This is a genomic window from Ruminococcus sp. Marseille-P328 (genome assembly GCF_964249465.1).
Taxonomy (GTDB): domain Bacteria; phylum Bacillota; class Clostridia; order Lachnospirales; family Lachnospiraceae; genus Blautia_A; species Blautia_A faecis.
Map to the genome: position 1 here is coordinate 1 of NZ_CAXUBQ010000036.1, position 10,753 is coordinate 10,753.

Here is a 10,753-nt window from a genome sequence, read left to right on the forward strand (position 1 = left end):
ATAACAAGCCCCAGCAAAAAGCCGGGGCTAATACTTCAATTATTTTAGGACATTTTCAAAAACGCTTGACAGAGGTTAATTTGTCTGTTGCTCTTCCTTCTTTTTCTCAGCTGAAGCTTTCATCTCAATCTTTTTCTTTCTCTCATTCTCTTTTTCCAGATATTTTTTCTTCTCTTTATTAAGCTCTTTTTCCGCCTCATCGCGCTCGCGGCTGAGCATTTCCCTCATGGATGCCTGGGCCATTCTGAACTGTTTTTCAAAATAAGCGTTGATCTCTGCTCCATACAGCAGCAGATTCATACAGATATACAGCCACAGCATCACCATGATCAACGCAGTCAGGCTTCCATACATATTGCTGAAGCCTGGAAACATGTCAAAATAAATAGAAAAGAAATAGGAAAACAGGGACCACCCTGCTGCAATCAGAAGAGCTCCCGGCACCTGACTTTTAAAAGTAGCTTTACGGTTTGGAAGCATTTTATACAAAATCAGAAAGATCAGAAACAGTCCGGCAAATACAAGCGCCGTCCTGGCTCCAATGATCTTTCCGATAATTCTCCCAAGGAATGGAACGTACTTTCCTGCCATAATCTGAATCTGATTTCCAAGAACCAGAAGCAGAAGACTTGCAATAATTGCAATGCTGAACAGAAATGTATAAACAACTGCATACATTCTGGTAATCAGCCAGTTACGGGTCTCATGGACGTGATAAATGCTATTCAGTCCGTTCGTAAGGGATTGCATGGCTTTTCCTGCAGACCACAATGCCATGATAGCAGAAATCGGAACTACCGCCGTGCTTCTGCCATATACTTCTGATACAATGGTAAGCACAAAATTCTGTATATTGTGGGGCACAAATGCCCGGATGGTTTCGCTGACCATATTGTATGTTAAAGGTGTATATCGAATTATAGTCGTGAGAAACAGAATAAACGGAATAAAAGACATAATCAGGAAATATGCTGCCTGTGCCGCATAAGCTCCCACATGGTCTCCATTTGCCCTGTCCATAAAACCGAACAGAAGCTGGAGAACGCTCTGTTTTTCTTTCTTCTTATCCATATGATTGCTCCTGTTACATTTTCGTAATCATTTTTTGTATCATATCACGAAACATGCTTTCTGTCTACTTTTTCCTGGTGTTACTGTTCTTTCCGTTCACAGCAACAATTACTGTTCACTCCATAATCAGTAAACGCTTCGCGATGCACAAAAAGACGAACCTTCCTGTGACAAGCACAAACAGCAGCGTTTGCTGCGCAAACTTAATTCTCGGGTTTTCTGTGAACTTTGTTCACAAAAATACCTTGCAAAATGTCATGTTTCCCGCTTTGACAGGTTATTCCCCACCACTTCCAACGTAATATCCTTAAAAAAATAATTTAGGATATCCTGCCAGCCATAGCCTTCCCTGGCCATTTCATTTGCCCCGTTCTGGCTCATTCCCACACCGTGTCCATACCCTTTCCCCTGAATCTGTACTGCCTTACCGGATTTCACGTTCAGTTCAAAATAGGCGCTTGGCAGAAGATTACTGCCGTTCACAATACTTCCATCTTTTTCTGTAATCAAACACCCTGCCGGGGAAAGAAATTGCCGTATTTCATATTCGCCTTCCAGCTGTATACTTTTATTTTCCGTCACAATCTCCATTCCCGTAACTGCACCACTGATATTCTTTTTAATAACCTGAAGTCCTATAAATTTCCCACTGCCTTCCAGATTTCCCGATCGTTTCTCCAAAGTTTCCCAGGGAATTTCCACGCTCCAGCTGCTCCATGGCATATTCTGGTCAAAATCACATTCTACACTTTTCAGATAAGCTGCTGACCTGTCTGCTCCCCATATCTCATCTGTGCTTGTCCTGCCTGCTGATGTAGAAAAATAATAAGCCGTAATCGGTTCTCCATTCTGGCATAGGATCTGACCTTTTGTATCCTGTACTGCTTTATTTGTTCTTTTATCTGCCCCAAAATTGTTGTAAACCTGATAATTCACGCTGTCATCTACATCCGCCCCATATTTTTCCAGACTGTTTTCCTGTATCTGGCAAACTGCATAGGTTCTGGCACATACTGCCTGGGCCATCAATGCCTGTTCTTCATAGGATGCAGGCATTTCACTTGGGACTACAGCTTCCAGATAAGCTTCCAGGGACAATTCATTAATAATCAGCAGCCCCTGCGCTGTCTTTTTAATTTCCAGAGTTCCATAATAAACAGGAGGATTCTGAGCTCTTTCAATAGAGGGAATCGCAATGCCATCAGTTCCCCCGTCCAGAAGCAGACTATCATTCTGGAGCTCCTGTGAATCCGGGGTGTAGGTATGTTCTTTTCCTTTTTGTTCTATGGTTACTGACTGGTGATAACAGGATTGCCAGGACGAGTCTGTAAGCAGAACGCGAATGGAAGGCTCTCGTTGTTGCACCTTGTTTTCGTCAGTTTCCTTTTTCTTTTCTTTCTGCTCCCTTTTGGCACTTTCTTCACTCCTCTTGTTCATTTCTGCGGCTTTTCCAAACAAAAGCAGCCAGCCCAGCAGTACAATCAGAAAATAATTCAATCCATAAAAAAATCTGGTCTTCTTCATACAAAAGTATATGAAGAAAACCAGACAAAAATATCTGTATTGTAATTATTTTCTTACGTCAAATTTATATGCGGTAAAAGACTGATACTTCTCACCAGCTTCAAGTACTGGTGAATGGAATGCTTCCACATTTACTGCATTTGGTTCAACCTGTGTCTCAAGGCAGAAGCCTTCACGCTTGTTGTAAACATGTCCATTCTTACCCTTCTCATCAATAACAAAATTACCGGCATAGAACTGCACACATGGACAATCCGAAATCACATCCATCGTAATACCAGAGGTCTCATTGTAAGCAACTGCAACCGTTCTCCGACTGCCTTTCGCGTAATTGTCAGTCACATAATTGTGGTCATATCCACCAGTGTACTTCAGCTGCTGGAAGTCTGCCTCAATTTCCTGGCCAATCTTTTTCGCCTTATTAAAATCCATAGGAGTACCCTCTACTGCTGCATATTCGCCTGTAGGAATAGAGAACTCATCCACCGGATTATAATCTCTGGCATGGATCGTAAGATATGTATCAAGAACCTTGCCGCTTCCCTCCCCTGTAAGGTTGAAGTAGGAATGGTTGGTCATATTTGCCAGTGTCGCCTTGTCACTGATTCCGCTATAGTAAATCTGCAGGGTATTGTCCTCTGTAAATTCATATGTAACAGACACCTGGAATTCTCCCGGGAATCCATTCTCGCCATCCGGGCTGATTCTAGAAAAAGTAATGGCATTTTTGTCAGAATCTGTATTCTTAACAGTCCAAATCTTCTTCTCGAAGCCATTGGGGCCGCTGTGAAGATTATTGTCATTCTCATTCTTGTCAAGCTGGTATTCCTGTCCATAAAGGGAAAATCTGGCACCTGCGATACGGTTTCCGCTTCTTCCTATGATCGCACCAAAGAAGCAGCCATTTACTTCGTACTGCTGAACATCGTCATAACCAAGCACTACATCTGTAAGCTCCCCATCTTTGTCTGGAACGCAAAGCTTCACAAGAATGGCACCGTAATCCATCACTTCTGCATATGCACCGGATTTATTCTCCAGATGGTATAAAGTAATCTCTTCCCCAGAGGTTAAGTTTCCAAATTTCTTTGCTGTAACACCCATATTACCTGCCTCCCTGTTCTAAAAAATCCCAGAATGCCGTTCCCTTTCTTTTGACGCCTAGCTAACCGCTAGGTGGGTATCCTCAACAGGACTTCTGCCTACCACAACGAGAGGTCTGACATCCGCACTGCGATATTGGATTCCCTTGATGTCAATGTAGGTTCAAAAATAAAAGGGGCCTCGCACATCCCAGGATTCATTTTTCTAAAAATAATTATACTCTAGTATATACTGTTTTTCAACAGAAAATGCACAAATTCTTTTTACTGATTTTTAACTGATTTTTAGAATCTCTTTCACAGTTGCAGGCATATCTTCTGCATCTACTACCCGGTCATGAAGTACTGGTGCAGTACGGATATCGTTGACTGCCTTCGGAACTGCCACCCCGGAAAGCTTCTCAAGTGCGTCTGCAAGCCCGAAATCATCCAGATTCTCATGTCCCTCGGAGATTGCATCCATAACACTTCTGGTAAACTTGTATGGACTTGCTGTAGAAGCAATAACTGCCGGAATCTTATCTCCGGTATCTTTCACATATTTTTTGTATACGCCAGCAGCAACTGCAGTATGTGTATCAATCACATAATCACTTGTCTTATATACTTCGCGGATAGCTTCCTTCGTCTCTTCTTCGGAGCAGTAGTTTCCATAGAAATCCTTCAGCTGGGCTTTCATCTCAGGTGTAATAGTGTATTCACCACCCTTGGAAAGATTTTCCATAAGTTTTGCACACTCCTCAGGATTTCCGCCTGTAATGCGATAGATCAGGCGCTCCAGATTGCTGGAAATCAAAATATCCATAGATGGAGAACTGGTAAGGATAAAGTCTCTCTTTCTATTGTATGTACCTGTGGAGAAGAAATCAAACAGAACCTTGTTCTCATTAGAAGCACAAATCAGCTTGTTCACCGGAAGTCCCATCTGTTTTGCATAAAATGCTGCCAGAATGTTTCCAAAATTTCCTGTAGGAACTACTATATTGATCTCCTGTCCGGCTTCGATCTTGTTCTGGCGCACCAGCGCAGCATATGCATATACATAATAAACGATCTGGGGAACAAGACGTCCAATGTTAATGGAGTTTGCAGAAGAGAACTGGAATCCAGCCTGGGAAAGCTCTGCTGCCAGTTCTTTATCATTGAACATTTTCTTTACAGCTGTCTGGGCATCGTCAAAATTACCTGTGATACCCACAACGTAAGTATTGGCACCTTTCTGGGTTACCATCTGCTTCTCCTGGATCGGGCTTACGCCATGTTTCGGATAGAATACAATAATCCTGGTTCCCGGAACATCGGCAAAACCTGCAAGTGCTGCTTTTCCAGTATCTCCGGAGGTCGCAGTCAGGATAACGATTTCATTTTTTACATTATTCTTTCTTGCTGCAGTCGTCATAAGATATGGCAAAATGGAAAGTGCCATGTCTTTAAATGCAATTGTAGGACCATGGAAAAGTTCCAGATAATATGCCCCGTCAGCTTCCTTAAGAGGTGCGATCACATCTGTGTCAAACTTCTTGTCATATGCTCGGTTGATACAAGTGCGCAGCTCTTCTTCTGTAAAGTCAGTAAGAAGGCGGCTCATTACCTGATAAGCAGTTTCCTGATAAGTCATTCTGGAAAGTTCATCCATAGAAACATCAAGTGCCGGAATCTGTGTTGGTACAAACAGTCCTCCATCTTCAGAAAGTCCCTTTAAAATAGCCTGGGAAGCGGTTACCGGTTCTCCTTTTCCTCTGGTGCTCTGGTACATTACCTGCATTTGTTATTCCTGCCTTTCGCTTATTGTTATGAGGTACACATTCCGGAATCTGTAACCTTCCGACAGTCATCCTCTCTTTGTTATCATATTTTAACTTTACAGGTATTATACATACTTCACCGTGCTAAATCAACACCCAATTTGAAAAAGCCACCTGGAATTGTAATTTCCTGGCGGCTTATATCTCTTTATTACAGAATGTTACTGTTATTAAAATATTATTTTTTCACCATCTGAACAACATTTGTGTCATCTTCTGAGGTTTCATTCTCAGTGTTCTGTGACTTAGCTTCATCCGGGTAGGTGTAAAACTCGTGAACACCATATTTAAATAATTTTTTTAAATCCGTATCAAACCAGGACACGTTCTTTTTGTCCGCAGCAGAACGCTGAACAAAGAACAGAGCTCCTTCTGAATAGTCAGTTCCCTCTAATGCCTGTTTCACAGCTTCCCTGGTCTCATCTGTTACCGTTACTTCATAAAACTTACCATCGTAAACAGGTGAAAACTGAGGAATTCCATTTCTCTGATCCAGAATAACACCTGTAATGGTATCTGGAAATTCCTCATGGGAAAGGCGGTTCATAATTACATTTGCGATTAGTACACGACCTTTAATGTCCTCTGTGCCCGCCTCTGCCTCTACTATATGAAGCAGGTTATCATAATCTGCGTCCGACATGATCTTCGGATTTGCAGACATGGATACTGCAGCTGCATCAAGGCTCGCAACTGTATCAGCCATAGAGTCCCCTACATTCAGCTCATCCACGTTTCCTTTTATCTGCTTCACGCGCTGGCCTACCATGACTCTCTCGCATGAAGTTCCAATTCTTGTTACAGATGTTCCTGCTGAAGGAGTATCTGCAACACTGGTTACCATACCGGCAATTCCGGTAGGCAGATCATACTCTACACTTCCAAGGTCAGTCCAGGCATCCGCGGATCTGTTCTCTTTGTCCGAAGCTGCATATACCTGGCTCCGTGGACCAAACTCCGCCACCTTCGTTCCAACTGCCAAAATCATTGCCAACGTGGCGCAGGCGCTAAGAGCTATAAAATTATGTACAAGAGCATTTCCATTCTTTTTTTTCTGGGCATCGCTCTTGCAAGTTGTTACATGTTGTAAACTTCTTTTTAATTTCATATTCTTCTTTCCTTGCACTTCTGTTATGTTTTGATTTCTTTTATTATTTATTCTGTAACATTTCTGTAATTTATAGGAAAATTATATTTAATAAACTCCAAAATGTCAAGTTTTTTTTGCTTTCTATAGCTTTTTTCGCTAAAAACAGGTAAAAAAAGAAAGGCAACAAGAAAGAAATAGGATGATTCATTCAAAAATCATGTAATATTTTTGATAAATTTACCCTGTTTCTATTTGTCCCCTTTTATTCTTAGGTATGGTTATTTCTCCCCTTCTTATGGATTTTATTATAGCTTTTCTTTTTCTGTTCGTCAAACCTTTTTTATCGCCGAATTCTGACAAAAAGCGCCGTTACCTTTCAAAGCAGCAAACCACCGCACAGTCTTTTTTATGAACTGATTTGCGGTGGTTTGTCTTTTTGTTATCAAATATGCTTCTTATTATAAATAAGGTTTAAACAAATCTCTCAGCGGTTATTAATTGCTGTTACAAGTGCATCAATGGAAGCACGGATAATATCCGGGTCTACGCCTGCTCCCCACGCCATAGTTCCGTCAGGTTTCTTGATTCCAACATATGCTATAGCCTTGGAACTGGAGCTGCGCTCTAACGCATGTTCCTGGTATACTTCCAGAGAATACTTCAATTCGTATGCTTTCTTCAGGGCATTGCTCACTGCGTCAAGACGTCCATTTCCCACAGCCTCTGTGGTAATTGTTTTTCCATTAAATGTGGAGGTTACCTTAGTTGTAATTCCCTCGCTCGTCTGCTGGAAGTGCACTTCATTAATGCTGTACGGCTGTCCCACATTCTCAAAAGTCTTTTTGAACAGATCAAAGATTTCATCTGGATGAAGCTCTTTATGAAGGTGATCAGAAACACCCTTGGCTGCGTAACCCATTGCCTCACGCATTTTTGGCGGAAGGTTCAGACCGTATTTTGTTTCCAGAATGTAGCCTACGCCGCCTTTGCCAGACTGGCTGTTGATACGGATAACATCTGCATCATAATTACGTCCAACATCTGTGGGATCAATTGGCAGATACGGAACTGTCCAGCGGTTCGGATCTTTTTCCTCGATCCAGTGCATACCTTTGGCAATTGCATCCTGATGGGAACCAGAAAATGCTGCAAAAACAAGTGCTCCACTGTATGGACTTCTCTCTCCAACTGTCATTCCCGTGCAACGCTCATACACCTCGCAGATGTGAGGCATATCGGAGAAGTCAAGCTTCGGATCTACTCCCTGGGAATACATGTTCATTCCAAGTGTTACAATATCAACATTACCAGTACGCTCTCCGTTTCCAAAAAGAGTTCCCTCGATGCGGTCTGCTCCGGCAAGAATTCCCATTTCAGAATCTGCCACACCACAACCTCTGTCATTGTGAGGATGTAAGGAAACGATTACATTTTCACGGCGAAGCATATGTTTGCACATATATTCAACCTGACTCGCATATACATGCGGCATGGAATGCTCCACTGTTACCGGAAGGTTGATGATACATTTGTTGTCCGGAGTCGGCTGCCATACATCGATAACCGCATTGCAGACCTCAAGGGCATATTCCGGCTCAGTTCCTGTAAAGCTCTCCGGACTATACTCAAACTGGAAGTTTCCTTCTGTCTGTTCAGCCAGTTCTTTTAATAATTTCGCACCTTCTACGGCAATCTTTAAAATCTCTTCTTTGGATTTCTTGAATACCTGTTCACGCTGTGCAACAGATGTGGAATTGTATACGTGAACAATAGCTTTGGGCGCACCTTTTACGGCTTCAAAGGTTTTACGGATAATATGCTCCCTTGCCTGTGTCAGTACCTGGATCGTAACATCTTCAGGAATCAGTTTGCGATCGATCAGAGTACGAAGGAACGTATACTCTGTCTCGGAAGCAGCTGGAAATCCTACTTCAATCTCTTTAAACCCAATCTGTACAAGAAGTTTGAAAAACTCAACCTTCTGTTCCAGGCTCATTGGGATGACAAGTGCCTGGTTTCCGTCACGAAGGTCTACAGAACACCATGCAGGTGCCTTGTCAATATAGTCCTTTTTTGCCCAGTCCATACAGATTTCTGGTGGAAGATAATACTGTTTTTTGTATTTGCTTACATTCATCATTTTTTATTCCTCCATATTGTAAATTTAATTTTTCTCTTTTCTGTGACGGAAGGATTCTTTGTCTGCTGGGTCAGAGCTCAGTCTGATAAAGCAGCTTTATGTGGTATTAAATTCCAATGGAATTACTATCACATAAAAAAAGTCCTCCAGCTCTGCACACATACAGGTGCAAGAGACGGAAGACATACATCTTACGCGGTACCACTCTTATTTCATGAATAGAATCCATACACTTATCGGATACGGGATTACTCCTTATATCCTTTCCCTGTAACGGTGGAATCCGGCTGTGTCTACTCTCGCTTCTTCTAATCATTCGAAGTAATTTCAGACAGCTGCTCCAAGGCGAGTTCTACAGTTTCCTTCCGTCATCTCACACCACCCGATGACTCTCTGCGCTCTGGTACCTGTGTACTACTCCTTATCAAAGCATTTCTCTTATATGTTCTTTGTGGTTATTACCTTAACATTTTTCAAGTCACTTGTCAATGACTAATCGGGGCAACAGGATTTGAACCTGCGACCTCACGGCCCCCAAATGACTTCCTTACTATACTCCTTAATCCCTTAAAAATCAAGTGTTTTTATTTGTTTGATAGTCAAATATTTTTGATTACCTTGATTACTTTTGTTATTTTACTTCAATATCTTCAATAATTTTTGTTTTATATTTCAAATCTGTTGTATCAAAAGTGTAATATTTTTCATTTACTTCTTCAGTATGACCAAGTAGAGAAGCCGCAACAGTTGTAGAGACTCCATTACATTTCAATTTAGAATTTACCGTTTTTCTGAAAGAATGAATTCCTCTATTTCTTATACCTTGCTGCTTGCATTTGTTCTTAATACAAGAAGATACCATTGGCGCATGAATCCTACCGTCTTTATTCGCGAATACCCATTCGCACAAAAATCCATTTGTCTGTTCGACGTATTTTATTGTATTAAACAGCTTCTCAATCTCTTTAGTCTTTGGGAAAACTCTGTCTTTCTTATTCTTAGTCTTATCAATAAAATACTCTTTTGTAATCCTATCGTATTTTTCAGACTTGTTAATGACGATATAATCCACCTTAATGTCTTCCCATTTGAGCGCAACAATTTCCCCTACCCTCATCCCTGTTAAAGAAGCTAACTGTACCGCATATGTCGGTATATAATCTGGTTTTTTCTCATGGTCAAGATCAAATCTCTCATGTAGACTGTTCAAGTCCAAATCAGAAAAAATCTTTTGCTCTAAAGGCTTTTCTTTTTCTACACAATACTGATAGAACTGTTTTGCTTGCAAGAATTCCATAGGATCACCAACAATGGCTTTATTCACTCTTGCGCTGTAGATTGTATTCTTAATATAACTGAATAATGTTTTACACGCCTTTTTGCATAGTTCTTTTTCTTTAACTGTTTTTACGATAAAAACCTTTATATCTTCTTCCGTCATGTCCTGAATATTCTTTTTTACAAATGGGGTGCCATCGAAATACCTTTTGCGATCTGTATTATATTTACATACGGTATTATGACAAACCAGAGAATCTTGGACACTACGCCAATGCTCATAGGCATCTTTAAAAGTTTTTATCTTGCGCTCTTCTTTGGGATTTTTGCGGTAATACTGAATCACTGCTTTTTCAATGGCTGCCTTTGTAGACCTTTTTACCTGTTTACGTCCATCTTCGCCATCCGGTAAATATGTATACCACTTTTGATTATTTCCTTGCCATATCTTATATTGATGATTTTGTAAAATTTCCGCATTCTTCATCATTTCAACTTGATCCTGCAAATGTGGTAAGTTGATGATACCATTTTTGATTGCAAAATTCAACATTTCCTGTTCATTTGATCCAAGTCCCATTACTGCTGCATTTGTTGTTTCCTGTGTTGCACAATTTGTTATTTCCATAAAAATTACCTCAATATATTCAAAAAGAGCTTCCAAGAAGCCATTTACCTGTTACAGTAATTTCTTCTTAAAAGCTCTTTGTTTTAATTCTAAAAAATTACATCATTCAAAAAT

7 protein-coding genes, 1 other RNA gene and 1 other annotated feature are annotated in these 10,753 nt (G+C 40.9%); all 8 genes read right to left on the reverse strand.

What is annotated here, in order from left to right; genetic code table 11:
* Window positions 1–75: 75 nt before the first annotated feature.
* Window positions 76–1,071: a YihY/virulence factor BrkB family protein gene (locus ACESTK_RS18690; protein ID WP_173715516.1), complete on the reverse strand. Its 996-nt coding sequence runs from the start codon at window positions 1,069–1,071 to the stop codon at window positions 76–78.
* 255 nt (window positions 1,072–1,326) lie between these two features.
* Window positions 1,327–2,508, reverse strand: coding sequence for a SpoIID/LytB domain-containing protein (locus ACESTK_RS18695; RefSeq protein ID WP_195380337.1), 1,182 nt, complete (start codon window positions 2,506–2,508; stop codon window positions 1,327–1,329).
* A 132-nt stretch (window positions 2,509–2,640) separates the two neighbouring features.
* A complete protein-coding gene (locus ACESTK_RS18700) occupies window positions 2,641–3,699 on the reverse strand; it encodes an aldose epimerase family protein (protein ID WP_118578461.1) in 1,059 nt (352 codons plus the stop codon).
* 21 nt (window positions 3,700–3,720) lie between these two features.
* A non-coding RNA gene (ssrS, locus tag ACESTK_RS18705) (6S RNA) lies at window positions 3,721–3,898 on the reverse strand.
* Window positions 3,899–3,972: 74 nt separating this feature from the next.
* A complete protein-coding gene (thrC, locus tag ACESTK_RS18710) occupies window positions 3,973–5,463 on the reverse strand; it encodes a threonine synthase (protein WP_118578462.1) in 1,491 nt (496 codons plus the stop codon).
* A 218-nt stretch (window positions 5,464–5,681) separates the two neighbouring features.
* Window positions 5,682–6,611 (reverse strand): cell wall hydrolase, encoded by a 930-nt coding sequence (locus ACESTK_RS18715; RefSeq protein ID WP_226855646.1) that lies wholly within the window; start codon window positions 6,609–6,611, stop codon window positions 5,682–5,684.
* A gap of 466 nt (window positions 6,612–7,077) precedes the next feature.
* Window positions 7,078–8,733 carry a 2-isopropylmalate synthase gene (locus tag ACESTK_RS18720; RefSeq protein ID WP_226837894.1) on the reverse strand — a complete coding sequence of 552 codons (1,656 nt, stop codon included), beginning with the start codon at window positions 8,731–8,733 and terminating at the stop codon, window positions 7,078–7,080.
* A 168-nt stretch (window positions 8,734–8,901) separates the two neighbouring features.
* Window positions 8,902–9,170, reverse strand: a binding site (T-box leader).
* Window positions 9,171–9,364: 194 nt separating this feature from the next.
* Window positions 9,365–10,639 carry a tyrosine-type recombinase/integrase gene (locus ACESTK_RS18725; protein ID WP_373120484.1) on the reverse strand — a complete coding sequence of 425 codons (1,275 nt, stop codon included), beginning with the start codon at window positions 10,637–10,639 and terminating at the stop codon, window positions 9,365–9,367.
* Window positions 10,640–10,753 lie beyond the last annotated feature (114 nt).